At 45.4% G+C, this 26,977-nt stretch carries 17 protein-coding genes and 2 pseudogenes; 12 read left to right on the forward strand and 7 right to left on the reverse strand.

Annotated elements, in window-relative coordinates; translation table 11 throughout:
• Positions 1 to 314: 314 nt before the first annotated feature.
• Both ACT7WV_RS07495 and folE read left to right on the forward strand, forming a co-directional pair.
• Positions 315 to 1,040, forward strand: coding sequence for an SDR family oxidoreductase (locus ACT7WV_RS07495; RefSeq protein WP_445102302.1), 726 nt, complete (start codon positions 315 to 317; stop codon positions 1,038 to 1,040).
• A 54-nt stretch (positions 1,041 to 1,094) separates the two neighbouring features.
• Positions 1,095 to 1,814, forward strand: a complete 720-nt coding sequence (gene folE, locus ACT7WV_RS07500; protein ID WP_445102303.1) for a GTP cyclohydrolase I FolE — start codon at positions 1,095 to 1,097, stop codon at positions 1,812 to 1,814.
• 126 nt (positions 1,815 to 1,940) lie between these two features.
• On the opposite strand, the gene ACT7WV_RS07505 is transcribed toward folE, so the two are convergent.
• On the reverse strand, positions 1,941 to 3,044 hold the full coding sequence (locus tag ACT7WV_RS07505) for a SpoIID/LytB domain-containing protein (RefSeq protein ID WP_445102304.1): 1,104 nt from the start codon (positions 3,042 to 3,044) through the stop codon (positions 1,941 to 1,943).
• On the opposite strand from ACT7WV_RS07505, the gene ACT7WV_RS07510 reads away from it, so the two are divergent.
• The 4 genes from ACT7WV_RS07510 to glgA all read left to right on the forward strand — a co-directional run bounded on the left by ACT7WV_RS07510 (position 3,016) and on the right by glgA (position 6,470).
• Positions 3,016 to 3,321: a hypothetical protein gene (locus ACT7WV_RS07510; RefSeq protein WP_445102305.1), complete on the forward strand. Its 306-nt coding sequence runs from the start codon at positions 3,016 to 3,018 to the stop codon at positions 3,319 to 3,321. The genes ACT7WV_RS07505 and ACT7WV_RS07510 overlap by 29 nt on opposite strands.
• On the forward strand, positions 3,309 to 3,743 hold the full coding sequence (locus ACT7WV_RS07515; RefSeq protein WP_445102306.1) for an ArsC/Spx/MgsR family protein: 435 nt from the start codon (positions 3,309 to 3,311) through the stop codon (positions 3,741 to 3,743). Before ACT7WV_RS07510 ends, ACT7WV_RS07515 begins: the two co-directional genes overlap by 13 nt.
• Before the next feature lie 235 nt (positions 3,744 to 3,978).
• Entirely contained in the window at positions 3,979 to 4,941 is a 963-nt protein-coding gene (gene hemC, locus ACT7WV_RS07520; protein ID WP_445102307.1) for a hydroxymethylbilane synthase, read from the forward strand.
• A gap of 101 nt (positions 4,942 to 5,042) precedes the next feature.
• Positions 5,043 to 6,470, forward strand: a complete 1,428-nt coding sequence (gene glgA, locus ACT7WV_RS07525; RefSeq protein ID WP_445102308.1) for a glycogen synthase GlgA — start codon at positions 5,043 to 5,045, stop codon at positions 6,468 to 6,470.
• A gap of 169 nt (positions 6,471 to 6,639) precedes the next feature.
• Here glgA and ACT7WV_RS07530 read toward each other — a convergent pair whose 3' ends face one another.
• Positions 6,640 to 7,641 carry a peptidoglycan DD-metalloendopeptidase family protein gene (locus ACT7WV_RS07530; RefSeq protein WP_445102309.1) on the reverse strand — a complete coding sequence of 334 codons (1,002 nt, stop codon included), beginning with the start codon at positions 7,639 to 7,641 and terminating at the stop codon, positions 6,640 to 6,642.
• A 70-nt stretch (positions 7,642 to 7,711) separates the two neighbouring features.
• Positions 7,712 to 9,025 (reverse strand): homoserine dehydrogenase, encoded by a 1,314-nt coding sequence (locus ACT7WV_RS07535; RefSeq protein ID WP_445102310.1) that lies wholly within the window; start codon positions 9,023 to 9,025, stop codon positions 7,712 to 7,714.
• A gap of 360 nt (positions 9,026 to 9,385) precedes the next feature.
• Between ACT7WV_RS07535 and metK the strand changes: the two genes are divergently transcribed.
• Positions 9,386 to 10,648, forward strand: coding sequence for a methionine adenosyltransferase (gene metK, locus ACT7WV_RS07540; RefSeq protein ID WP_445102311.1), 1,263 nt, complete (start codon positions 9,386 to 9,388; stop codon positions 10,646 to 10,648).
• 149 nt (positions 10,649 to 10,797) lie between these two features.
• On the opposite strand, the pseudogene ACT7WV_RS25830 reads toward metK, so the two are convergent.
• Positions 10,798 to 10,931 (reverse strand): annotated as a pseudogene (locus tag ACT7WV_RS25830) (Uma2 family endonuclease); the annotation flags it as partial.
• A gap of 104 nt (positions 10,932 to 11,035) precedes the next feature.
• On the opposite strand from ACT7WV_RS25830, the gene ACT7WV_RS07545 reads away from it, so the two are divergent.
• Together ACT7WV_RS07545 and pcrA are read left to right on the forward strand one after the other, a co-directional pair.
• Entirely contained in the window at positions 11,036 to 13,444 is a 2,409-nt protein-coding gene (locus ACT7WV_RS07545; protein ID WP_445102312.1) for an EF-hand domain-containing protein, read from the forward strand.
• Positions 13,445 to 13,714: 270 nt separating this feature from the next.
• On the forward strand, positions 13,715 to 16,084 hold the full coding sequence (gene pcrA, locus ACT7WV_RS07550) for a DNA helicase PcrA (RefSeq protein ID WP_445105600.1): 2,370 nt from the start codon (positions 13,715 to 13,717) through the stop codon (positions 16,082 to 16,084).
• Between the two features lie 104 nt (positions 16,085 to 16,188).
• Here pcrA and ACT7WV_RS07555 read toward each other — a convergent pair whose 3' ends face one another.
• Both ACT7WV_RS07555 and ACT7WV_RS07560 read right to left on the reverse strand, forming a co-directional pair.
• Positions 16,189 to 16,929 (reverse strand): MHYT domain-containing protein, encoded by a 741-nt coding sequence (locus tag ACT7WV_RS07555; protein WP_445102313.1) that lies wholly within the window; start codon positions 16,927 to 16,929, stop codon positions 16,189 to 16,191.
• 744 nt (positions 16,930 to 17,673) lie between these two features.
• Positions 17,674 to 20,610 carry a methyl-accepting chemotaxis protein gene (locus ACT7WV_RS07560; protein WP_445102314.1) on the reverse strand — a complete coding sequence of 979 codons (2,937 nt, stop codon included), beginning with the start codon at positions 20,608 to 20,610 and terminating at the stop codon, positions 17,674 to 17,676.
• 746 nt (positions 20,611 to 21,356) lie between these two features.
• Between ACT7WV_RS07560 and ACT7WV_RS07565 the strand changes: the two genes are divergently transcribed.
• Entirely contained in the window at positions 21,357 to 22,568 is a 1,212-nt protein-coding gene (locus ACT7WV_RS07565; RefSeq protein ID WP_445102315.1) for an aminotransferase class V-fold PLP-dependent enzyme, read from the forward strand.
• Here ACT7WV_RS07565 and ACT7WV_RS07570 read toward each other — a convergent pair.
• Positions 22,564 to 22,863, reverse strand: a pseudogene (locus ACT7WV_RS07570) (FMN-dependent NADH-azoreductase); the annotation flags it as partial. The gene ACT7WV_RS07565 and the pseudogene ACT7WV_RS07570 sit on opposite strands and share 5 nt — an antisense overlap.
• 201 nt (positions 22,864 to 23,064) lie before the next feature.
• Here ACT7WV_RS07570 and hsdR point away from each other — a divergent pair.
• Together hsdR and ACT7WV_RS07580 are read left to right on the forward strand one after the other, a co-directional pair.
• The gene (gene hsdR / locus ACT7WV_RS07575) at positions 23,065 to 25,410 is read left to right on the forward strand and encodes an EcoAI/FtnUII family type I restriction enzme subunit R (protein WP_445102317.1); all 2,346 of its coding nucleotides are present in this window, start codon (positions 23,065 to 23,067) and stop codon (positions 25,408 to 25,410) included.
• Between the two features lie 96 nt (positions 25,411 to 25,506).
• Positions 25,507 to 26,958: a type I restriction-modification system subunit M gene (locus tag ACT7WV_RS07580; protein WP_445102318.1), complete on the forward strand. Its 1,452-nt coding sequence runs from the start codon at positions 25,507 to 25,509 to the stop codon at positions 26,956 to 26,958.
• Positions 26,959 to 26,977 lie beyond the last annotated feature (19 nt).

Raw genomic sequence — 26,977 nt, forward strand, 5'->3', positions numbered from 1 at the left:
ATTAAGCGAATCTTTTCTCATACTGAGTGGCTAACATCATGCTTTTTCAAAGATTCGCTATGTATATTGACCGAATTAGGATACTGCCCGAAAAGTGAGTGTCATGAGCAACGTTCAGAGTCTGAACCACCACAAAACCCAGAACAAGCAAATATTGTTGTGTTAAAACACACCGATGTCTTGCAGGCTGCTTGCTCCAAGGCCAGAGTCACAGGAGTTGCGCCGTAAAAAGATATGAGCAGCTCTTCAGAAAAAGTTAAGCAGTTACATCAGCTGCGATGAGAGCATCTAGTTAGAGAGTACTGGAATATTTCATGACTTCGACCATCCAAAGACGCGCCCTGATTACTGGGGCTAGTAGTGGCATTGGCAAAGCTACAGCTTTGGCCTTTGCCAAGGCAGGGATTGATGTTGCCTTAGTCAGCCGCTCCCAAGAAAGTTTAGAGGCAGTGGCTAATGCTGCTAGGGCTACCGGAGTCAAAGCCTCGGCTTATTCTCTGGATTTGGCAAAGATTGAGCAAGTCAGAGCAGCAATTGAGGCGATTGCTGCAGATTTTGCTCCTGTTGACATTCTTGTAAACAACGCTGGTATCGGTTACACCGGTTCCCTAAGTGAAACCCCTCTATCAGATTGGCAACAAGTTATTGATCTCAATCTTACTAGTGTGTTTCAGTGTATTTTGGGCGTTTTGCCAGCCATGCGCGACCAGAAAAAGGGAACAATCATCAACGTAGCTTCGATTGCTGGTCAACAACCTTTTCCCGGTTGGGGAGCCTACAGCGTCAGTAAAGCCGGTTTGATTGCTCTTTCAAAAACCTTAGCCGCTGAAGAACGTAATCGAGGTATTCGTGTCGTTACTGTCTGCCCTGGTTCGGTGAATACTCCACTCTGGGATACAGACACAGTGCAAGCTGACTTTAATCGTTTAGCGATGTTAACCCCAGAAATTGTTGCTCAGTCTATCCTGCACACAGCCTTATTACCAGAACAAGCCGTTATCGAATCGGTGACTTTAATGCCTAGTGCAGGAACTCTTTAGATTAACCTTCTGCCACCGCACTCAAATTTCGCAGAACACTACATCAGATTAATCATGACTATTGCTTCTTCCAATGGTTCCTATCGCTCTGAGCCTAACTCCACTCCTACTGATATGACAAACGCCAATATTCGCGTCGAACCTAGACCTGACCGCAATACCCATAATGGTCAACAAGCCAAATTGCAACCGCAGGTAGAGGAATCTAACGAAGAAATGATGAGTGCGGTGCGGACCATGTTATTAAACGTTGGTGAAAATCCAGAACGCGAAGGACTCCTCAAAACTCCTAAGCGAGTGGCCGAGGCGATGCGATTCCTTACCGATGGCTACAATCAGTCTCTAGAAGAAATCATCAATGGTGCCATCTTTGATGAAGGTCATAACGAAATGGTTCTTGTCCGGGACATCCATTTCTTTAGCCTGTGTGAACACCACATGCTGCCCTTTATGGGCAAGGCTCATGTTGCCTATATCCCTAACCAAAAAGTAGTAGGACTAAGCAAATTAGCTCGCGTTGTTGAAATGTACGCTAGACGCTTGCAAGTGCAGGAACGTCTAACTCGCGAGATTGCCGAAGCCATTCAAACCGTCTTAGAACCCCAGGGTGTTGCTGTGGTGATGGAAGCTACCCACATGTGCATGGTGATGCGGGGTGTCCAGAAACCTGGTTCCTGGACAGTAACTAGCGCCATGGTCGGAGTTTTTCAGGAAGAGCAAAAAACTCGCGAAGAATTCCTCAGTCTGATCCGTCATCAACCTAGTTTCTGGTAAACCCGTCTTGATTATTTTCTGGAATCAGAGAAGGTTGAGCCTCCGGTATCTTTGAAGAACACCAGAGGACTCGCCAATAATCAAGGGAAAATTTCAATTAACAGTTGGAAATTTTCCCTTGATTATTTAGTTATCCTCAATCCAGCCTAAACCCGTTCCTGGATAATAATTAGCCAAAATTTCTTGATGGTTGTAACCATCTTGGGCCAAATCTTTAGCACCCTCTTGGCTCATCCCTCTACCGCCAAAAACGTTAGTTACTATATTTTCGGAGGCCGCGTACATAGATTCGACTACTCCACCCTTGTAACTAAGAAAAATTCCGGTAGTTTCCTGGACAGCCTGACTCGTCGTGTTCCATTCAGATTCCACACCCTTGTAAACTTGCCAACGCTGAGTGTTTCCCAAATCATACAAAGCATGAGCAGGTCGCAAAGCGTGGACGATGGCATAAGAGCGAGCAGCAATTGCTTGAGCTTTTAAAGCTTCCATCGGCCAACTAGGTGGCATCTCGGCAGCTACAACACCTTTGAGGTAAGACTCCAGGTCAACGTAATTAACTGCCAAGAGAGTATCACCCAGAGAAACTAGGAGTACATCGCCTCGATACCAGCGATTTCCTACAAAGACATGCCCTCCTTGAGTCGGCTTCAGCCAAACTCCTTTGGCTATTTGCACATCGTCGATACGGATCTTGGAACCATTGGGTTGGACATTAGTTCCCTTGTTAGCCGGCAACTTATCGACTACCTTGCCATTCTCATTGACCAACTCGCCCGGTGTTGAGGTAGCAACTACTAGAGAACTGACTCCCTGAGCTAGCGCTACTCGTATCTCAACCGAGGGAGGATTTTGAGACAAATCGGGAAGTTGAGCCTGGCTTTTACTAGAAGCGGGCGATTTGCTGGCTTGCTGCTTGTTAGCTTTAGGAACTTTAGTCTCCTTGTTTTGCTGGGAAGACTTAGAGCTAGTAGTCTGAGAAGTCAGCGCTGAAGGTGGAGAACTAGCAGGGGCAGAAGGTGGCGTTGACTTTTGAGTATTAGCAGTGGGAGGCTTAATCTCAGGAGTTGTGCTAGCTTTTGGCGTCTGCAACGAAAGACTTTGACTAACTATTTGACGATGCCACTCCCGTTCTGCTAAAAATTTGTCCTGGGAACCCCTAAGCAAAGGCTCCGAGTCAGGGGAAGGTGTTGAGTAAGATGTGACTAACTCCTTAGAACGGGGCGGCATGGATTTAGCTAACATCCAGGGTAAAAACAAAGCCGCTGAAAACAGAAAAACTGACCATAAAGCCGAATGGTTAAAAACTGGGTGCTGGTCAGACATAAGAAAAATACTCACTCCTCAATTAGTGAAAACCTTAGCCGAGATTTTAGCTGTAGCCATCCAGAGCAAAAAGCAATTGGCTCAGCTGTCCACTGCGATCGCTTCTTGGGAGAGGCTCAGTGTTAGTCTATGGAACGTCACCAAAATCAGTGCAGGGGAGATAACTCAATGGCAAAGGTGATTTTCTACGAAAAACCGGGTTGCATTAACAATACTAAACAAAAGGCTCTACTTAAAGCTGCTGGTCACGAGGTGATTGCTCACAATCTCCTGACACAATCATGGCAAGTTGAGGAGTTACGCTTGTTTTTCGGTGAGCTTCCTGTCTCTGAGTGGTTCAACCGCACTGCGCCGAGGATCAAATCGGGAGAGGTAGTTCCTGAAAAAATCGATGTTGAAACCGCCTTGGCGCTGATGGTCAATGACCCGATTCTGATTCGTCGCCCTTTAATTCAGGTAGATGAGCGCCGGGAAGTAGGGTTCGATACTGACCTACTAAACCACTGGATTAGCCTTAAGCCACTAGACGAGGCGGACAAGAGCATGAGCCAAAGCCTGATGAGCCAGGACTTGCAGAGCTGCCCTAATAGCCACAATAAATAGAATTTTTCCTGTTGCGCACTCAGGATATCAGGGGGACAAGGGGGAAAAATTTGCCGAAAATCCCTGATCATCCCATAACTAGGCAAGGCCGAATTTTTAGCCGTAGCTCTAGCGCACTACTCTTTAACGGAGCTTATTGCAACCTAAACCAGGAGAAACACCAGATCAGAGTCCCCCTGTTGCGGTAGTCTAGATCGAGTGACTGTATTCACTACTTTTGACGCTTGATCGCCCTATGTCTGTTATCGGACCTCCCCGCACTATTCGTATCGGTTCCCGCAAAAGTCAGCTAGCTCTCATTCAAACCTACTGGGTACAAAAACAACTGGAAATGCACTTTCCCGGCAGAGAGTTTGAAGTCCAGACCATGAGTACCCACGGAGATAAAATCCTGGATGTGGCTTTATCCAAGATAGGGGATAAGGGGCTATTTACCAAGGAACTGGAACTGGGCATGCTGGGCAATGAGATTGATTTTGCGGTTCATTCCCTCAAAGATTTGCCCACTAACCTACCAGAAAATTTGGTTTTAGGAGTGGTTACAGAAAGAGAGAACCCAGCTGATGCTCTCGTGGTTCATGCCAAACATCAAGACAAGCAGCTTGAAACACTGCCAGAAGGTGCGGTAATCGGAACTTCCTCGCTACGGAGGTTGGCTCAACTGCGTCATCATTTCCCTCACTTGACCTTCAAAGATATTCGGGGTAATTTGAACACCCGATTGGCGAAACTAGATGCTGGTGAGTATGACGCTATTATCCTGGCTGTTGCTGGCTTAAAGCGGCTAGACATGGAAGACCGCATTCACCAGGTTATCTCCTCTGAGGTTTCTCTCCATGCTGTAGGACAAGGTGCTTTGGGTATCGAATGCCGTGCTGATGATACCGAAGTATTAGAACTATTAAAAGCAATTGAACACATCCCAACTACTCAGCGTTGCTATGCTGAACGAGCGTTTCTGCGAGAATTAGAAGGCGGTTGTCAAGTGCCTATCGGCGTGGACACCCACATTGAAGGCAACACGCTAACTCTCACTGGCATCGTTGCTAGTATTGATGGTCAAAGACTGGTGCAAGATACGGTTAGTGGTGAAGCCATTAGTGCCGAACAGCTAGGTCTAGAACTCGCCCAGCGACTACGTCAGGCAGGTGCTCAAGAGATACTCGAAGAAATTTTTGCTCAAATTCAGCGCGGTTAGTAACTAATAGCCAATTGCTAATTTTTCGGCAGTTCCTCTGGTAAAGATTAGCAATTAAGCAAAAAAATTACTAAAACTGAGGAAAAACCTAGGGAAACAATATGCGAATTCTATTTGTTGCCGCAGAAGCAGCACCCATCGCTAAAGCAGGCGGGATGGGAGATGTTGTTGGAGCATTGCCGAAATTTTTGCGCCGCATGGGGCATGATGTGCGGATTTTCATGCCTTACTATGGCTTTGTGCCAGACAAGATGGAGGTTCCTAAAGAACCGGTCTGGTCGGGCTATGCTATGTTCCAGAGCTTTGCTGTCTATGAGACAGTTTTGCCCGGTACTGACGTACCCTTGTACCTGTTTGGACATCTTGCTTTCTCAGGTCGTAATATCTACTACGGAGCGGATGAAGACTGGCGATTTACTCTGTTTTCTAATGGCGCTGCGGAGTTTGCTTGGAACTACTGGAAACCAGAAATCATCCACTGCCATGATTGGCACACAGGCATGATTCCAGTGTGGATGCACCAATCCCCTGACATTAGTACAGTCTTTACAATACATAACCTAGCTTATCAAGGGCCGTGGCGTTGGCGCTTAGACCAGATGACTTGGTGTCCTTGGTACATGCAAGGTCATAATACAATGGCCGCTGCTGTGCAATTTGCTGACCGGGTGAGTGTTGTTTCCCCAACTTATGCCGAGCAAATCCGGACGCCGGAATACGGCGAAACCCTCGAAGGCTTGTTGTCTTTTATTAGTAGTAAGACAGTCGGTATCCTCAACGGGATTGATACAGAAAGCTACGATCCAGAAACTGACAAGTATATCAATCATAACTTCACTGCCGATACGATTGAATTGCGTCCTAAAAACAAAATTGCCCTGCAAGAAGAAGTAGGCTTAGAAGTTAACTCTGGGGCATTTTTGATGGGCATGGTGTCGCGGTTGGTAGAACAAAAAGGGGTTGATCTATTAATCCAAGTTCTAGACCGCTTCATGGCTTATACTGACTGCCAATTAGTGGTACTGGGTACAGGCGACCGCTACTACGAAACTCAAATGTGGCAGATGGCTTCCCGCTATCCAGGCCGGATGTCTGCTCAATTGCTCTACAATGAAGCTCTAGCCAGACGCATTTATGCCGGTAGCGACGCTTTCCTCATGCCTTCGCGCTTTGAACCCTGCGGCTTGAGTCAACTGCTAGCAATGCGTTACGGTTGCGTCCCAATTGTGCGGCGCACTGGTGGTTTGGTTGATACCGTTAGCCACCACGACCCCGTTAACCAAGCGGGTACCGGTTACTGCTTTGACCGCTATGAACCACTAGATTTATTCACTTGCATGATTCGCGCCTGGGAAGGTTTCCGCTACAAAGATGCCTGGAAGGCTTTACAGCAAAGAGGCATGAGGGAAAACTTTAGCTGGGATAAGTCAGCTATTGAATACGTCAAAATGTACAGGGAAATGCGAGGAATGCCACCAGAACTTACCGAAGCTGAGAAATCTTCACAACTAGCAGGGGTTGTTAGCTAGACCCAACCCAGGCCAATTTCCTTGCCCTAGGTAGAAGCGACCACTGTACTCGTAAGCTGGAATTAACTACGCCAAATGAATGCGATCGCAAACAAGAGGTTGTTGGCTAATCTGGTTGGTTATGCAGAATGGTCGCTTTTTCAAGATCAGAGGCTGCCCCCTAGCAAAATCAACCCCGATTTTCGGTGGGCTTTGTGCGCAAATGCAGTTCCGGATTTTGAGCTACCCAACCTAGAGAAGAATTGTAACGTACCTCAAAATGCAGATGTGGTTGGCTAATGTCAGGAATGCCAGTATTGCCAACTGTTCCCAGAGTATCCCCCGGCTGTACTTGCTGACCCACTTTCGCGATCACACTAGCTAGATGAGCATAGCGGCTTTGCCGTCCGCCTTGATGATTAACCACGACTAAATTACCATAACTACCTTGCTCCCCAGCAAAGGCCACAGTTCCAGGGTCAACCGAGAGTACTGGCGTGCCGATGTCAGCCAGTAAATCGATTCCTGGGTGAAACTTTACTTGCTCATCGCCGGAATTTTCCTGCCAGCCATAACTTAGTCCCACTGGCGCGACTGAGGGCAAAGGATAACCAGCAAAGCCACTATAGTTATCTTTGGCCTGATTGCCCTCCTCAGACCAATTCACCCCTGGCAGAAAAACCAATTGTTGAGGCTTAGTTTTACAGCCATTTACCTCAAATAAAAGCTCAGCGCGGACACCGTAAGTAGTAGCAAGATCTTTCCAGTTAGAACCCGCAGGCACTTGAATACGGATGCCATTAAAAGGAGGAATCAGCACTTCACTACCGACCGACAACATGGCTCCTTCCGGCAAACCAGGATTAAGATTAGTTAAAGTGGCAGGTACTAGGTTGTACTGCTCAGCAATACTCTCCAAAGTATCACCAGCAAGAACTTTGTGACGACTCAACCGCTCAAGAATAGGTGGCGGACAGGTATTTTCTTCCAGTGAGGGGGTTTGAGCAATCAACCCTGCTATTGCCTTGGCCGACACACTTTTTGATAAAGAGGGAGAATCTTGAGCATCTAAATTAGTGTGTCTAGTAGAAAATAAAGAAATCCCCTCAAGAGGATGAGCTAGTGTGCCGACAGATAAGGCAAAAAGACAGAAAATTGTCGAACTAATAGGGAGCCAGCGTAGTAAATTCATTTTCAGCAATTAGTGATGGGCAAAGAAAAGCTGAAAGTAAACCAGCTAAAACCTGCAATCCGACAACCCCTCAAACCACCCTAAGAATACTAGGAATACTATCGACCGCCTCTAAAACCCGCATTTCCTCAAGGGCATCTCGAAAGTTGCCTTCACGGACATCGTGAGTGACCACCACAATTTCTGCTAACTCTCCTTGAAAGCCAGTCTGTACAATAGATTCTAGACTAACGCTGTGGTTGCCAAAGCTGGTTCCCAACTGACCAATGACACCTGGACGATCTTTAGTAAGAAAACGCGCATAAAAGCGAGTGACCAGTTCCGACATGGGAGCAATTGTGCTGTAGTGTTGATGAACACAGCTAAGTAAAGGATGCAATTGCTCAGCGTCTTTACTAGTTTTTAAAACGGCGGCAATATTTAAGATATCTGCAACCACGGCGCTAGCCGTCGGCCCAGATCCAGCCCCCGGCCCAAAAAACATCACCTGTCCAATCGGTTCACCTTCTACCAAAATGGCGTTGTATACACCGCTGATACTAGCAAGAGGGTGATTTTTAGGAACCAGGGCTGGGTGAACTCTGACTTGCAGCACTTCCCCCTCTGGAGAAGCTATTGCTGGGGTTTTCTCTCGCTTGGCCACAGCTAGCAGTTTAATCACAAATCCCAGTTTTTCCGCATAGGCAATATCCGCCGCACTTACCTGACGAATCCCTTCACAGTGGACATCTTGCAGCTTAATACGTCCTCCAAACGCCAGGGAAGCCAAAATCGCAATCTTATCAGCCGCATCCAACCCATCAACATCAGCAGTAGGATCAGCTTCTGCATAACCCAACTTTTGGGCATCGGCGAGGATATCAGTAAATTCACCTCTTTCGGTTTGCATCCTAGTCAGGATGTAATTAGTTGTGCCATTGACGATGCCAGTGATACTGCTAATCCGATTAGCACCCAAGGATTGCTTGAGGGGTTGAATTACGGGAATACCACCGCCAACTGCTGCTTCCAAGAGAACGTAAACCCCAGCTTCCTCGGCCGCTGTAAAAATTTCATCACCATGGCGGGCAATTACCGCCTTATTCGCGGTGACGATATGCTTGCCGTGAGCAATTGCTTGAAGAATTAGCGATCGCGCTGGTTCTATACCTCCAAGTACTTCTACCACAACGTCAATCGCTGGGTCAGTGACAATTGTCTCCAATGCCGTTGTCATTAACTTTTGAGGCAAGGAAACATCTCTAGATTTGTCAAGCGATCGCACCCCTACCCGATAAATTTCTATCTCTTGTAGCAGGGGGCTACGTTCTGCTGGGTTCAACAAAATCTTTGCCGTTCCCGTACCAACTGTCCCCAGCCCTAATAAACCTATTTTCAAAGCCACAGCGGTTATCCTGAATCTTCAGCGTTCTAATTTGTGAGTGCGAACTTTACTCTTTCTTATTGAAATCGCCTTAAAACCCAATGCCTAGGCTAACGCCAAAGCCTGAAAAATTAAAGAATTCATGAATTGTTTTAGCTTCCACTGTGCAACACCAAAGTTAAGAACTATACTAGCCATGAGCGTGCATCTTTTGTAAGATAAAAAGTTAATTTCTTTATCTAAATAAGGTTTTGTAGTTATTGTTACCCCAATTAGCCGCTCTGCCCAGAGGTAAAAATTTATTTATGATAGCAGGTTATAGTGGCTCTTGATAGCTCCAAGCCCTTCATTACTCTAGCCACTTGTTCAAGGAGAATTGAGTTGACTCGTCGCTATTTATTTACTTCAGAATCGGTTACGGAAGGTCATCCTGATAAAATCTGTGATCAAATTTCCGACACGATTTTAGACGCCCTACTCACCCAAGACGAGCAAAGCCGTGTTGCAGCAGAAGTTGTTGCCAACACTGGTTTGTTGCTCATTACCGGTGAAGTAACCTCCCAAGCCCATGTCAATTATATTGATTTAGCACGCCAAAAAATTGCGGAAATTGGCTACACTAACTCCGAGTACGGCTTCTGTGCCAACAGTTGCTCTGTTTTGGTAGCTTTAGATGAACAATCTCCCGATATTGCCCAAGGCGTCACCACTGCCCACGAAAGTCGGGAACAGATGAGCGAAGATCAATTAGACGCGATTGGTGCTGGTGATCAGGGTCTGATGTTCGGCTTTGCCTGCAATGAGACTCCCGAAATGATGCCTATGCCGATTAGTCTAGCCCATAGATTGGCTCGACGTCTGGCGGCAGTACGTAAAACTGGCCTTTTGCCTTACCTACGTCCTGATGGCAAAACCCAAGTCACTGTAGTCTATGAAGACGGACGCCCTGTAGGGATTGATACTATTCTAATTTCTACACAACATGCCCCCGCAATTGGGGAAATCACTGCCGCAGCAGCTATACAAGAAAAGATTAAAGAGGATCTTTGGGAAGCTGTAGTGCAGCCTGCTTTTGCAGAAATTGATATTAAGCCAGACTCACAAACCCGCTTCCTTGTCAACCCAACTGGCAAGTTTGTCATCGGTGGCCCTCAAGGAGATGCTGGTCTGACGGGCCGCAAAATTATTATTGATACCTACGGTGGTTATTCTCGTCATGGCGGCGGTGCTTTTTCCGGAAAAGACCCCACAAAAGTAGACCGTTCGGCAGCTTATGCTTGCCGCTACGTGGCGAAAAACATTGTGGCTGCTGGTTTGGCCGAAAAGTGCGAAGTGCAGTTAAGTTACGCCATCGGAGTGGCCCGACCGGTGAGTATTTTAGTAGAAACTTTTGGGACTGGTAAGGTTGAGGAAGAAAGACTGCTGGAACTGGTGAAACAGCATTTTGAACTCCGTCCTGCTGGCATTATCCAGGCCTTCAATCTGCGCCGTTTGCCAGCCGAACGCGGTGGCCGTTTCTATCAAGATGTCGCGGCTTATGGCCATCTTGGTCGTCCCGATTTGGATTTGCCTTGGGAAAAGACCGATAAAGTAGAACTACTCAAGGAAGCACTCAAAGAGCCTGCTTCAGTTGCAGTAGGCTAGTTAATTAATTCCTAAGAGTTAGTGTTTGGTAGAGGCGCATTGGCGTCTCTACTAATTATCTTTGGGACTTAGGGAAGATTTTGGGAATTCTAGATAGTATCTGGATTAACACCTAATTCCCGGAGTTTAGCTGCTAAGCGTTCCGCTTGTTAAGTTTCCTGTTGTGCTGCTTCTTCTGGTAATGGCACTAGTTGCTGTTCGGGGGTGAAGAAGCGCATTTTTTTTGCTCAATGCCGAGATATAACTGTAGCTGCTGGCTCCCTTGAAATCCTTGGGGATGGGGTCAAACCATCTTATCCTTATCGTAAGCGTACAGAGATTATTGACAAATCCTCATCTATGCATGAAGAATTTTAAAAATGGGGATAATCTACTGATAATCTACTTATGACATCTGTGGAATCGGAAACAACGCCAATGAGCGAGGCAGAGGTAGAAAAGCTGTGGGAAGCGTTCAACGTGTTTGACGCTGATAGCAGTGGAGCCATCTCAGCCGAAGAACTGGGACAGGTGATGCGTTCATTGGGGCAGAGTCCCAGCGACACGGAACTGCGCGACATGATCAAAGAAGTAGACGTTGACTTGTCAGGCACGATCGATTTGGATGAGTTCAAAGCCCTGATGGTTTCTCGGCAAGGAGATCGTGAAAGCCGCCTCAAACTAGCGTTCAGTGTTTTTGATCCGGACGGCAGTGGTCAGATCACGGTCAATGAACTGCACAATGTTATGAGTCAGTTTGGACTGACGGATGAAGAACTCGATGAGATCATCAAAGAAGTGGATCACGATGGCGATGCCTCAATTGACTTTGAGGAATTCTGTAAGCTGGTGCCGGACGAATCAGAGACAATAACAGGTTATAAAGAATCGCCAATTACCTCCGCTTCCCTCCAACCAAGCGCAACTTCAAGGAGTACAGCAACTCCTACCCAAAGTACAGTAGGAACTACCATCAGTACAGCCTCTGCCCCCACTGAACCCACTCCCCAGAAAGCCTCCACTGAGATAGATACAGAGGTAGCACGACTCAAAGAACTACTTGCTAAACATCCACAGAATGAGACGAAGCGCGGTACATCGCTGTTGCAGATGCAGATTGGTTTATTTCGTCTCATCCAGGGAGCAGCTTACCGTTGCTTCCGCGAGAGTTTCTCAGCAAACCACGAAACCCACCTGCGTGTGAGAAGCCTGCCCTACAGAATTACTGATTTTGCACAATTTGTGAAGACGGCGATCGAGCTGTACAAAGGGTTAGGCGTGGTGGAAGAGGCGTGTTACCCCGTACTGGATGCGGTGGTGGAATCGATCGCAGATGAGTATAGCCGACTAGAAGAGCGTATCCAAAACTGGAATACAGTGGAAAAGACGCCAGAGATGTTGGCACAAGAAAAAGCAATGTTGGAGGCGCGCAGTAAGTCCGCCACTGTCAAAGAGAAATTTGCAGCGGGGGTCGAGTTTGCGATCACAATTAAGAAAAAGCAGCTCAACTTGCGTGACATTGCAGAAGGCGTGCTTGCCATCAACGAACTCAACCGTCTGAGGCAAATGGAGCTAAATGAGGAGTTTGCGCCACCCCCTGACAAGTCAAAGGGAAACCCAAAGGACTACCTGAAGCAGTGGAACCGTGTCATCCTCTCCGATGCATCAGAAGAAATTGATGGTGCGATGATGCCCGTAGCCTATTGGTATGAGGACTTCATGCCGAAACTGCTGGCGGCTTTCAGTGTAAGCACCGCAGCGAATATTCAGAGTAGCACCGTGCCTGACGAAGTTGCTTTGAACCAGTGGTATGATTCCACCAAAGCCGTGGGAGAGTTTGACCGTTATGGGGCGGATGTGGCTGAGGGCTTTCCCCAGTCCACCCCAAAAAAGAAGCTAATGCTCAAACAAGCATGGCGTCTCACACATCACTACCTGAATGGGGTGCAGAAACGGCGCGAACGTCAAGAGTTTGGGCGTGAGTCAGGAGCACTTTCACAGTATGTGGCATTCATTGATGTCTACCTAAACCGCACTGATGTGAAAGATGCCCAAATGCGGGTGAGCTTCCCCTACTATATTGGTCCTGCGGTGTGGCGTTTTTTCCACACCACGGCTGAGATTTTGTCTAGCAAAACTCCTGAGCAACAAACCGCCTTGGTAGCAGTCTTCAAAGACTTCTTCCGTTTGTTTGCCACCATGTACCCTTGCCCCTACTGCCGCCACCACCTCAACATGTACGTCGTGCAGAATAAAGAGGTGGAAATGTACCCGATGGAGTACCTTTTGCTCGGACGTGATCCGCGCCTTGATAACTTTGAGGTGTCAATGGATGCTAAGCTCTCTACTGTAGTAGATGGTTCATCCCTTCGCCTATTCTTCTGGAAGCTGCACAATACTGTCTCCTCGTCTATTGCTCGCTCTGAGGAGTGGTATCACAAGGATGAGAGGGCATTCTACACGACCCGCTATTGGCCCAGCCTTGACTCTGAACTAGCTCGTGCCAAAGCGCTCAAACATATCAGCATTGCCACCGATCGCATCTACCACCTCTACGGGATGCTTAAGCCAGCGTCACGGCTTGCCGGGGCGAGAACAACATTGCAAAAGCTGTTAGAGAAGGGTGATCCTGAAGGCATCAAGGAAGCCTGCCTTGTGGCACAAGATTACATTCGGGATTTGGAAGAAGCTGTGATCAGTGGACAATTTCTCCAGGATACCTATTACTTTAACCCTGATCTCGTAGATCAAGCTCCGTACTTCACGCCTGAGGAGGAGGAGTTTGCACGAAGCGGTGTGTTTGTAGAAGTTGCTTAAATATCAAGGGATGATGCCTTCTAGATTTGTCCTAATTGCTCGGATATTTTGATCATTTTCTCCAGGCGGGGAGGATGTCAAGAAGACTAGTTTTTTGAAAACTAAGCTCATCTAACTTCGGCAATTGCTCGAACTCACCCAAGGCGGTGACGGGAAGCAGAATCTATCAGATAGTATATGAGATGATAGGGCTTAACCTCAGCAGCAACTTTGTTGAAAATTTGCCTGCTGAGGTTAGCCATTATTGCCGCGATCGCCGCTATCACTCTCATGAGAGCAACTCCCGATTTCCTTAGCCAACTTAACTCTTCTCAACGTCGTGCTGTCGAGCATTTTTGTGGGCCGTTGCTGGTAGTAGCGGGAGCAGGTTCCGGCAAAACCAGAGCATTGACTTATCGAATTGCTAATCTGATTCTCCAGCACAAAGTCGATCCAGAAAATATCCTGGCGGTAACTTTCACCAACAAAGCCGCACGGGAGATGAAAAACCGAATTGAGAGTATATTTACTCAGCATTTAGCGCAACAAAAACACGGTACACGTCTGGAATTACTACCAGAAGAAGCACAAGCTAAGTTGCGATCGCAAGTTTATAAAACCATCACCAAGCCTTTGTGGATTGGCACTTTCCACAGTTTATTTGCTCGAATACTCCGCTTTGATCTCAATAAATATCAAGACGAAAAAGGACGGCAGTGGAGCCGCAATTTTTCCATCTTTGATGAATCAGATGTGCAAAGTTTGGTCAAAAATATTGCTACCAAACAGTTAAACCTAGATGACCGCAAATTTGACCCACGTAGTGTCCGCTACGCTATCAGCAACGCCAAAAACCAGGGCTTATCTCCTCAAGAATTCGAGCAAGAACAAAATAATTATAAAGGACGAGTCCAAGCTGAAGTCTATAGTATTTACCAAGATCAACTAGCTGCCAACAATGCCCTAGATTTTGATGACCTGATTTTAGTAACTTCCAAACTATTTCAGCAAAATGAAACGGTTTTGGGCTATTGGCATCGGCAATTTCATCACATTTTAGTGGATGAATATCAAGATACTAACCGCATTCAATACGAACTAATTCGCCTACTGACCACTAATGGAGAAACCCAAAAAACTGCATGGAATTGGCGCAGTCGTTCGATTTTTGTGGTAGGTGATGCCGACCAATCAATCTATTCCTTTAGGCAGGCAGACTTTACTATTTTGTTGGGTTTTCAATCGGACTTTGGTGATGGTTTGCCAGACGAAGATACCCGAACAATGGTGAAATTAGAAGAAAACTATCGTTCTAGAGAAAACATTCTCCAAGCAGCTAACCAGCTAATTGAAAATAATACTGAACGCATTGATAAAGTCCTTAAAGCAACTCGAGGTGTCGGAGAGCAAATTTATTGCCATAAAGCCGATGATGAGGTAGAAGAAGCCAAATTTGTTGTTAATCAAATTCGCAAATTAGAACAAGAAAACCCCGAACTAGACTGGGGAAGTTTTGCCATTCTTTACCGCACCAACGCTCAATCTCGCCCCTTTGAAGATGTCTTGCGGGGAAGAGTACCCTACCTTATTGTTGGCGGTCTAAAATTCTATGATCGTAAAGAAATTAAAGATGCTCTAGCCTATTTGCGGGTACTTGCCAACCCGGCTGATACTGTCAGTCTCCTGCGAGTAATTAACACACCCCGACGTGGTATTGGTCAAGCTACTATCGATAATCTTATGGTTGCTGGTCAACAACTTAGCACACCTCTTTGGGAAATCATCAACGACGAAACCTCAGTTAATACCATGGCTGGCAGATCCGCTAAAGCAGTTAATAAGTTTGCTCAGCTAATTAAGCAGTGGCAGGAACAAATTGAGAACCTAGAAGCGGCTGAGGTGGTTCGGGGAATTATGGAAGAGTCTGGTTATATTCATGACTTAAGAAATAAAGGCACTGAGGAAGCTGAAAACCGACTAGAAAATATTTTTGAACTATATAACGCTGTTCTCCAATTTCAGGAAGACAACGAAGACACCAGTTTAGGAGGTTTTTTAGCTAATGCTTCTCTCGCTTCAGACTTAGATAACCTCGAAGAAGGGCAAAAAGCAGTATCGCTGATGACGCTACATTCTGCCAAAGGATTAGAGTTTCCTGTAGTATTCATGGTTGGCTTAGAGCAAGGATTATTCCCCCATAGCCGCACCATGAGAGATACTGCTGCTTTAGAGGAAGAACGCCGTCTCTGTTATGTGGGTATCACCCGTGCCCAAGATCAACTGTTTCTTTCTCATGCTCGTGAACGCCGCCTCTATGGTAATCGGGAACCAGCAGTGCGTTCTCAGTTTCTGGACGAATTGCCCAAAGAACTTGTCAGCAGTACTTATAAAATTAAGGTTAAAAGTTCCCAGGTTTTAGAATTAAGTTCTCCCAAAAATCTGCCATCTTCAAGCAAAACTAAAAATCAAAAATCCCCAGGCTCAACAACAGAGTCTCAAGTATGGGAAGTTGGCGAATTACTAATTCATGATACCTTTGGCACTGGTGAAGTAACTCATGTGTTTGGTTCAGGGAACAAAGTCAGCATTGCGGTTAAATTTCCTGGCTTAGGACAGAAAATTCTCGATCCTAAACGAGCAGCGTTGCAAAGATTGCAGTAACCCTCTTGGGTTATTTCTGGATAAGAAGCCCAATTTTTGTGGAGGCAAAGCCTAAAAGCCTAATTCAAGAATGTTTTGTCCTAGCTTAAAAATTGTCCTTTTGCCTAACTTACAAAATCTTTCGACGGAGAGTTAATTGCCATCGAAGCTATGGTCATGCTGATAATTAGAAGCGTACCAAGGCAGACAATATAGGCTAAAGATAGATTATCTAAACCAGGTGCTTCAACTAGCTTACTCGGCTCAGGTTTGAAGACAGCTGCTGCCATTCCCGTGTAATGCATAGAAAGCACCGCCGATCCCATGATAAAAGCATTGAAGATCTTTGACCCCGTGCGTTTTGATCTAACTCCCTCACGAAACCTGATGGCAAGCTTCAATGCTACTAGGGAAACTGCGATCGCAATGGCTACCGATAGTAAAAATAGACTGGGTTTGTAACGCAGGGTAGCTGGCATTTCCATCGCTGCCATACCGATATAGTGCATAGAGGCAATACCAATACCCATAGCAATGCTGCCGGAGAGCAAGATTTGCGCATTAGATTTGGGGCGACAGATAATAAACAGCGCCTGTAGAGACGCTAAGATCGCGACAATTAGCGAGGCGAGGACAATCATCAGGTTGTAGCCAATAAATATTGGGATAGAAAAGGCGAGCATCGCAACAAAATGCATTGACCAAATTCCTGTACCCATAGCAATCGCCCCTCCTGTTAGCCAGAGTCTGCGAGTCAAGCCTTGTGATGCCGTAACTTTACGAGCTAACTCAAGGGTTGTGTAAGAAGCAAGTACAGCAATTAAAGCAGATAAAACTACCAGGTAAAAATTGTAGGTAGCAGTCATAGTTTTTTAAAGCCTATTCCGAGGATTAATTTTTCTTAGTTAGTAGGCAGCAGTGATTTTTTTATCTTCTGTTTTTTGCCTTGATTCATGAATTTTTGATAAATCTTAGAACCTTGACAACAGGATATTGACAGCAGAAATATTCCGCCACCAGCACCTCAAATTTATTTGCGGTCAACAGAGGATTGTAACGTTTTACTTTCCCTGAAAACTGGCGATAATGAGATCTAAATTTGCTCTAAAACTCACCACTAATCTCCAAGTTTGATTAACGACCTTAATCAGTAAAATCTATATCTAAACTACCAAGATAGCTATCACCAACCAAAAATCTGTAGATACTACTAAGGAATAATTTCCCTAATTCAAATACTTCGTTCGATGCTTGTGGAGATGCACTCAATCTTTGATGTCGAAAATTGAAGTTGACAACTATGATACATCAAAAACATTATTTTCGGTTGGAATATTTACTAAATCTTGACCAGAGACTGAATTGCTACCCAGCTTCATGCCAAAACTCAGATTATTTCACGCGGTTGATATTAAGCAATTAATCAACAGGCAGAAGTCATGGTTCAGGTGTTAAAGAACAAAACTGAACCTGACCAAGAAGTTCAACAACTACTTGTATCATCACTTAGTAAACTAGTGATGCATTATCCCAAGATTAGATAAAGATTCATCAATCAACGAGCAATTTTGAGTAGTAAGGCAGCAAAATCTCAGGTATTGATGCGAGTTTTACTGTAACTCATGAGAGTCAATCTTGAATCTACCAACAGACCTCTGTAATTGCTCCGCCACCTCAACAGTTTGTTGTAAATTGCCACAAACTTGGCGAGAGGATTCGGAAGTGACTTGAGAGAATCTAGCAATTTCTTGCATCAAAGCCGTTACTTCCTCAGAGGTTTGTGCTTGAGAGACAGTCTCTGAGGAAATCGATTGCACTAAATTATCAATCTGACGTGAAACTTCAACAATTTTCTCCATACTCTGCTTGGCATCTACTACCAAACGAGCACTATCAACCACATGAGTTCTGCCTTCTTCCATAGCCTCAACCACTTCTTTCGTCCCTCGCATAATCACGTCAATTACCTTTTCAATTTCTGCTGTGGCACTGACTGATTGAGTTGCCAATTCACCGATTTGTGTAGCAATTACTCGGAAGCCTTCACCTTCTTCTCCACTACGGTTGGCTTCAATACCAGCATTAATCGACAACAAATTGGTCTTGAGAGAAATTTGTTGAACCAAAGAAACCACCTTGGCAATTTGTTGCGAAGATTCACCAAGAATCTTCACCTTGTCAGCAGTTCCTACCACCTTGGCTTGCAAATTCATGATGTTTTCTACCGTGCCATCAATTGCCACTCCACCCGTTTCTGCTGCTTGGGAGGCTGTATGGGCAACTGCTGCGGCTTGGCGAGCGTTTTCTGCTACCGCTTGAACAGAGTAAGTCATCCTCAAGAGCGACTCTAAGCCGAGATTAATTTCTTCCGCCTGTTGAAGCGCTTGCTCTGAGAGTTTCCCGACAGCTTGTTCATCTTGGCGGAGGGAGGAGTTAACTTGGGTAGAGGCTTGTTTCACCTGCATGACAATCTGCCGCTGGTTTTCCACAATAGCGTTGAAGAAGTCAGCTACAGTACCAATTTCGGTATCAGTCACCTCAGCGCGTACTGTGAGGTCTCCCTGTACCGAACCTTCAATATCACTCAGCAGTGCAATTACCTGGCGTTGCAGTTCTTCTTTTTGCTGACGTTGCTCACTAGAAGTCAACTCAGCAATTTGGCGTGCTTGCTCCACTTGAGAGAATTCTATCGCCTTCTGACGACCTAATTCTGCTTCCCGTCGTGCTCGTTCCAATTGTTCAATCAGATTAGCTTGTTTAAGAGCGAAGCTCGTCTGAGTCGCTAACTGCCTTAAGAAAGCAACTTCTTCTTGCTGCCAAATCCTAATGCCAGAACACTGATGAACACACAAAAAAGCTACAGGTTGATCATCTTGCAAAATGGGCGCAACCATACTCGCCTTGACCCGAAGCGCCTCAAAAATTTGCCTTTGCTCAGTGCTTAAGTTGACCTCCTCAAGATTGTTACTAACCCAGACACGCTCATTGCGGTAAGTACTGATGTTACCTTCCCATAAAGTTTCATTGAAGGCTCGCCCCTTAGTTGGCGTCCAACCAGGTGCTATTGATTCGCTAGTGACTTCCCCGCCTTGCAAGTCAGAATTTAAGCGATAGATCAAGATACGCTCTGCCTGTAGTACCGTGCGGATTTCTTCGATGGAAGTACTCAGAATATCTTCCACTGTCAGAGATTGATAGAGGCGGCTGGTAAAGTCGGCAAAAAATTGCGATCGCTCCGCCTCCGTTCTTTGACGAATCAACTGCTGTGCCAGACTTGTCTCTCCAAAGACAATTTTGTCGGCTAATTCATTGAAAGTTTCTGCTAGTTGCCCCAGTTCATCAGTATTTTGACTCTTAGCGCGGATACGGCGATCACCGTTGGCAAATTTTTGGGTAGTTTCCTGTAGATCTTTGATCGGCTCACCAATCGAGCGTCCTAGCAAAATTGCCAACAAGACATCTGCCGACAAAGCCAAGACAGAGACGACCAACTGTAACAGAAGACTATTTCCCAGAAGTGTATTCAGTGCCGTTTCTGGAGTTCCCCGTACCAAAACAGCAACAGGTTGCTGATTAGCATCGGTGATCGCTTTAGCCGCCATGGTGTAGGTTTGCTCTCCCACTACCTTTCTGGCAGTGACGATCTTTCCTGGCTGCTCAGTAGCTTTTTCTAGTAAAGATTTATTAGATAAGGCTTCACCAGATTTGACTGGTTCCCCATTAAGGTTTTCAGCTTGGTCTAAAGCTGTGGCTAGAGTAAATTCTCCAGAGGGTTGGTAGGCATAAACAGCACTGTAACCTCCATCAAAGGCATTAATGGTGTTTTCAACAATCGGCGATTTGCCATTAACAATATCCCCAGAAACTAACACGCCAACCACCTGACCATTTTGACCCTTGACAGGAGTGACAGTGTAACGGATCAGAGCCTCTGGTTGAGTAAAACCTTCGGGCAGTGGCGGTGACTCTTTAAGTAATTCTTGCCTACTGACAATTTGACTAGTTTTAATTTGCTCCGGATTCCTGAGTACTTGACTAACGAGGTTGTTGGGGTCAAAACTCTGGCCAGCCCTATTGATGTTGGCATTAGCGATAATTTTTTTATCGCTGCCTACTAAGGTGGCATATTCAATTTGGCGAGCCTTGATCTCATTTTGGAGAATCAGCTTCACTTGAGAGAGTTCTAACTCGTTGACAGATTTACCGGAGCTATGGTCAGATGCTGCTTTAATGATGGCAGGATTGTCAGATTGACCACGAAAACCGAAGCCCATTTGGTCAATTTTAATGTTGTAATTAATCTCGGTGACTACTAATTCCGACTGAGCTTGCTGTCGTAATTGAGTTCGCCCTCCCACTACAATCAACACAGCCCCAACACCCACTAGCCCTACGATAGAGAGTACCTCAGAAGTAAACAGACCAGTGAGCTGTTTGCTTCTCACTGGTAAGTTATAAAACCATCGCAGAAGAGAAGATTCGTTTTCCTGATAACTAGAAGGATGTGGTTGAGTTGGGGAATCAAATTGTGGTATTTTAGCTCTCATCGTCAAATAAGTTCATTAACTATAAATTGGGTCAGATTTTCTCTTAGTTTCTCTAGCAGTGCTTAAGTTACTCAAAAGCAGGAGATTGAGGCTAATCTCCCTGAAGGCAGCAGTGTTGACAATAAAAAAATATCGCCGTTAACTCTATTCATGGCGATCAGGTAGTGGTGTAGATACGTGCATCTCGACGATTGTCGAGATGAGAGTCTTAATCCTGATGAGTAGCACCACCCAGATAAATTATTAAATAGCTGTCAGTAGTGAGGTTGCTCAAGCCACAACTAAACGGACAAAGCTCAGGAGCTTGTTTTAAGTAAAACTTTACTCGTGTTTGGTTATCCTCTCAAACTCATGGCATGGCAAAGGCTTCTCTGCTTTTGTCAGATCAGTCGCTGGTCTATAAGGGTAGAAGTTATGCATTCCTGATATTGCTGGCAAAGACAGAGAAGAATTTCCTCTTTTGTAAGTCAGTCGAAGAGGTTTGCTAAGGGTAAGCAGCGAACCTTTTAAGTTTGATAAGGATGCACCGAAGTGATGGTTTTCCGCCAGGGTGTTTAACCTCTGGTTTCGATAATCATATGTATTAGCTAAATTAACACATCGAAATAGTCTTCATAGAGTTATCTGATTTATCTACGTAATTACCAAGGTAACCGGAATATATTGCAGTTTTTCGGGCTTGCCTTGTTTCGGGACAAAGGTTATAAACGTATACAATAAATTTTTGGTTCTTTCTGAGTCCTCCCATGACTGGCATCTATCTTACGCCAAAGGCTCTTGAGAGCCATCGGCAACAATTTCCAGCATTAGCCAATAAAGCCTATTTCAACTTTGGCGGTCAAGGTCCCCTCCCCCAAGCCTCGCTGACGGCTATTCAGCAAGCTTACGAATATATTCAGCAGCACGGACCGTTTTCTGGTCAGGTGAATGAGTGGCTAATCGATGCAGGAAAGCAAACTAGACGAGCGATCGCTTCTGAGTTAGGAGTGCCAGTACAGACAATTACCCTGACAGAAGATGTCACAGTTGGCTGTAATATCGCCATCTGGGGGATTGATTGGCAAGCTGGCGATCACCTACTGCTTACCGATTGTGAACACCCAGGTATTGTTGCTACCGCCCAAGAAATTGGACGTCGGTTTCAGGTAGAAGTATCTACTTGCCCAATCTTAGCAACCCTCAACCAGGGAAATCCCACAGCAGTAATCGCGGAACATCTAAAACCCCGTACTCGACTAGTCGTCCTCAGCCATATTCTGTGGAACACTGGTCAAATCTTGCCCCTTGCAGAAATTGTTGAGGCTTGCCGTAGCTATTCTACAGGTGACCAAGTGGTGAGAGTTTTAGTAGATGCGGCTCAATCGGTGGGTTCCCTACCTTTAAATTTGACTGAACTAGGGGCAGATTTCTATGCCTTTACCGGTCACAAGTGGTTATGCGGGCCAGAAGGTATTGGTGGTTTGTACGTACGACCAGATGCTTTTTCCAGTATCAATCCTACTTTCATTGGTTGGCGTGGCGTTATCAAAGACCAAGCTGGGAACCCGGTGGGTTGGAAGCCTGATGGACAAAAGTTTGAAGTAGCAACCTCCGCTTACCCCCTCTATAGCGGATTGTGTGCTGCGATCGCAACTCATCAGCAATGGGGAACTTCCCAAGAACGTTACGAGCAAATTTGTCTGTTGAGTGAGTACCTCTGGCAAGGTTTATCGCAACTAGAGTCAGTCCGTTGTCTAGCCGCCTCACCTCCCCTATCTGGTTTAGTTTCTTTTGTATTGACTAATGGAGAGTCTCATCAGCAGTTGGTAACTTCTCTAGAACAACAAGGCTTCCTACTACGAACTATTCTCGATCCTAACTGTGTCCGTGCCTGTGTTCACTATTTCACCACAAAGACCGAAATTGACCAGTTGATTAAAGCGCTTGAGGGATATATTCAGAGGAGTACTAAGGGCTGAAATTGTACATCGGAGTGCCAATGAGATAAAGATCAGCCGCTAAAAATTCGTCCACCAGTTGCTCGCTAATAGGAATTGCATCCCATAGTTTGGGTGTACGTTCCTCTGGGGGTGTATAACCCGCTGCAATCGACATTTCATCTACATGGGGGACGGGATTATGACCAACATCTCGATAGGTGAAACTATCAGCCGGATCAGTCTGTTTCCATTGTTCAACAAACTCTCTAGTCATGGGGCGAGAGTGGGATCTTTCTCCTCTAGGACTAGAATCAATATGCAGAATATGTGCCATAGTTCCATCTGTTAATCACTATTCCAGCTTAGGTAAACGCCTCATATTTAACTATCTAGTTCTTGTGCAGCTATCAAAATCTTGCTGTCAATTTTCAGATTGCTCAATGGGAAACAGGCAAAATTGATAGGGTTATTCAGAATCTTCCGTAATCATGATCAGACATGATGAAAGATAGTTTGATATGTCGAGATTTTGAACATGAATAAAAAGCAGCTTTCTGAACGGGATATTTGTACGAAATTTATTACCCCGGCTTTGGAGAAGGCTGGCTGGAACATCCAGACGCAGATTCGAGAGGAATTTTCCCTGACGAATGGACGGATTATTGTGCGGGGTAAACTTCATACCCGTGGGAAGAATAAGCGAGCAGATTATGTATTGTTCTATAAGCCGAATATCCCCTTAGCCGTACTTGAGGCGAAAGATAATAATCATTCGGTTGGGGATGGAATGCAGCAAGCTTTAGGCTATGCAGAAATGTTGCAAGTTCCCTTTGTGTTTAGTTCCAATGGCGATCGCTTGTTGTTCCATAACAAAATTAATACAGATGGGGTTTTAGAGCAAGAAATTGAGTTTACCCAGATGCCATCACCGGAGATGCTGTGGCGCTTGTGGTCAGATTATCAGGGTTTAACGGCAGAACAGACGGGAATTGTTACTCAGGATTATTTCAGTGATGGGAGTAATAAAGCACCCCGATATTATCAGCTTCTGGCGATTAATAAAACCATTGAAGCGATAGCCATTGGGCAAAACCGGATTCTGTTGGTGATGGCGACAGGTACGGGGAAGACATTTACCGCGTTTCAGATTATTTGGCGGTTGTGGAAGTCGCGGACGAAAAAGCGGATTTTGTTTTTAGCCGATCGCAATATCTTGGTCGATCAGACGATGACTAATGATTTTAAACCGTTTGGTTCGGCAATGACGAAAATTCAGAAGCGACAGGCGGATAAATCCTATGAGATTTATCTTTCCCTTTATCAGGCGGTGACAGGAAATGAGGAAAGCCAAAATATTTATAAGCAATTTAGCCGCGACTTTTTCGATCTGATTGTCATAGATGAATGCCATCGGGGGAGTGCTGCGGAGGATTCGGCGTGGCGGGAAATTTTAGAGTATTTTACCTCAGCGACTCAAATCGGTTTGACGGCTACACCGAAGGAAACTAAGGATGTTTCTAATATTGATTACTTTGGTAAGTCGATTTATACTTATTCCCTACGTCAAGGGATTGATGATGGTTTTTTGGCTCCTTATAAGGTAGTGCGAATTGATATTGATAAGGATTTGGCTGGCTGGCGTCCGAGTAAGGGGATGAGGGATAAATATGGGCAGGAAATTGAAGATAGGATTTATAACCAACAGGATTTTGATAAAAGCTTGGTGCTAGAAAAGCGTACTCAGTTAGTTGCTCAAAAGGTAAGTGAGTTTCTTAAGCAAACGAACCGCTTTGATAAAACAATTGTCTTTTGTGAAAATATTGACCACGCCGAACGGATGCGACAAGCTCTTAATAATGAAAATAGTGATTTAGCAGCAGAAAATTCTAAGTATGTGATGCGGATTACGGGGGATAATCAGGAGGGGAAAGATGAGCTGGATAATTTTATTTTTCCGGAGAGTGTTTACCCTGTAATTGCTACTACGTCTAAGTTAATGACGACGGGGGTAGATGCTCAAACTTGTAAATTAATCGTGCTGGATCAGCGGATTCAGTCGATGACGGAGTTTAAACAAATTATTGGACGGGGGACTCGGATTAATGAGGACTTCGGTAAGTTTTTCTTCACGATTATCGATTTTAAGAAGGCAACAGAGTTGTTTGCTGACCCTGATTTTGATGGTGATCCAGTTCAGATTTATCAGCCAAAAAGTATTGACGATTTGCCAGTACCACCAGAGGAACTGATAGATGATGATCATGATGATTCTAGTGGAGATGATTGGGGTGATTGGACTGAAGAAGAAGCTGCTAGGGTGAGGCGGTATGTGGTGGCGGATGTGGAGGTGAAGGTTTCTTCAGAACGGGTGCAATATTATGACGCAGATGGCAAGCTAATTACGGAATCATTAAAGGATTATACCCGCAAGGCTTTGGTAACGGAATTTGCCTCCCTAGATGATTTTCTGCGACGGTGGAGTGATGCAGAGAAAAAGCAGGTGGTGATTGAGGAATTGGCAAAGGAGGGGGTCTTTTTTGAGGCTTTGGCGGAAGAAATTGGGCTCGATTGTGATCCGTTTGATCTGATTTGTCATATTGTTTGGGATATGCCGCCGTTGACTCGCAAGGAACGGGCTAGGGAAGTTAAGAAGCGCAATTACTTTACCAAGTATGGGGAACAGGCGCGAAAGGTTTTGGAAGCGCTGCTGGATAAGTATGCAGATGAGGGGATTGAGGCGGTAGAGGAACCACAAATTCTCAAGATTTCACCGTTTACACAGTTTGGGACACCGCTGGAAATTGTCAAGGCTTTTGGGGGGATGAAGGGTTATCAGGAGGCGGTGCGGGATTTGGAACGGGAGCTTTACAGCGCATCATGATCTGGCGTTACTTTTGCTGCGTTACGCTTCGCTAACAGCACCCTACGGTAATGGCTCAAAGTTTTGCTTTAAGGAAGTTTAGGAAAACAGATAATTATGGCGATCGCAACTTTGGTTAAGAGTATTCAGGACATCATGCGTAAGGATGTGGGTGTCGATGGGGATGCCCAACGCATTAGCCAGTTGGTTTGGTTGCTGTTTCTGAAGATTTTTGATGATAAGGAACAGGAATGGCAGTTTTTTGTGGAGGGGTATCAGTCGCCTCTAGATGAGCGGTTGCGGTGGTTGAATTGGGCAAAAGATGATGAGGGGATGACGGGGGATGAGTTGATTGAGTTTGTCAATAACGAGCTTTTTCCGGCGTTGAAGACTTTAGGAACTGCGGCGGGGGTTTCTAATCGGGGTAGGGTGATTGGTTCGGTGTTTGAGGATGCCTATAATTATATGAAGTCGGGGACTTTACTGCGACAGGTTATTAATAAGATTGAAGAAGATTTAGATTTTAATTCCTCTAGCGATCGCCATTTATTTAATGATATTTATGAGAAGATTCTAGCGGATTTGCAGTCGGCGGGGAATGCGGGGGAATATTATACGCCTCGTGCGGTAACTCAGTTTATGGTAGATATTCTCGATCCGCAGTTGGGGGAATCGTTACTTGATCCGGCTTGTGGAACGGGGGGTTTTTTGACTTGTGCCATCGATCATCTCAAAAAACAGGTGAAAAATCCTGATGATGAAAAGATGATTGAGATGACGATTCACGGGGTTGAGAAAAAGCCGTTACCCCACATGTTGGCAATGACGAATATGATGCTACATGGCATTGATGTGCCGACTAATATTCGCCATGATAATACTTTAAGCCGTCCCCTCAAAGATTACAGTCCTGCCGAACGGGTGGAGGTGATTATTACTAATCCGCCGTTTGGGGGTGTTGAAGAAGATGGGATTGAGAATAATTTTCCCAAGAAGTATCAAACCAGGGAGACGGCGGATTTATTTATGGGTTTGATTATGCACCTGCTCAAAAAAGATGGGGGGCGGGCTGCGGTGGTTTTACCGGATGGTTTTTTGTTTGGGGAAGGGGTGAAAACGACGATTAAGCAGGAACTTTTGGCTCAGTTTAATTTGCATACAATTGTGCGATTACCGAAGGGGGTGTTTAGTCCCTATACGAGTATTAGTACGAATATTTTATTTTTTGAGAAGGGGAAATCGACGGAGGATATCTGGTTTTTTGAGCATCCTTATCCCCAGGGTTATAAGTCTTATTCTCGTTCTAAGCCTTTGACGATTAAGGAATTTGAGCGGGAGAAAAAATGGTGGGATAAGCGGGAGGTGAATGAGTTTGCGTGGAAGGTTTCGGTTAAGGAGATTGCGGAACGAAATTTTAATTTAGATTGTAAAAATCCTTATTCTGTGGAAATTAATCACGGTGAACCGGATGAGTTGATGGCAGAATATGAGCAGCTTTCCCAGGATTTGGCGGCGGTACAGGAGGCGCTCAAGGCTGAGTTGATGTTGGCTTTGGGGAGTGATGTTTAATTCAAGACTGGGAATACTG

This window comes from Symploca atlantica LB2515, assembly GCF_052546295.1.